The organism is Paenibacillus sp. 32O-W, assembly GCF_007679495.1.
In the GTDB taxonomy this organism is placed as follows: domain Bacteria; phylum Bacillota; class Bacilli; order Paenibacillales; family NBRC-103111; genus Paenibacillus_L; species Paenibacillus_L residui.
The window spans coordinates 1-400 of the sequence record NZ_VEGP01000184.1 but is presented as its reverse complement, the minus strand read 5'-3'; the positions used below and the strand labels follow the sequence as shown (position 1 = coordinate 400).

General features: G+C 48.2%; 1 pseudogene. It reads left to right on the top strand.

Features of this window, described 5'->3' with window-relative positions:
• Positions 1-249: 249 nt before the first annotated feature.
• A pseudogene (locus tag FS806_RS26945) lies at positions 250-400 on the top strand (IS110 family transposase); the annotation flags it as partial.

Here is a 400-nt window from a genome sequence, read left to right as displayed (position 1 = left end):
TAGACCCCCATGCTGCTGACCGCGGCACCATCAGATGATGAAAATAGGGTTGTACGCTATAATTATTTTACGGCTGGCGAAGGTAGGTCGTACAACTATGGTGTTTCGAACCCGTCAGGTAGACTGATCACAACGACCAGGTGCACCACAGATTGTCGCTGCCGTTTGGCAAGCACGCAAGGTAGATTAACCCGAATATGGTTGTTGCACCAGCCTCGAATTTTACAGCCGTAGAAGGGATGTACGTTTATGCAAGTAGTTTATCCACACTGCTGCGGGCTTGACGTACACAAAAAAACCGTTACAGCCTGCGCTATCACACCGAAGGGCAAAGAGATTCGGACTTTCAGTACAATGACCGATGATTTGATCCAAATGGCCGATTGGATCAAAAGCCATC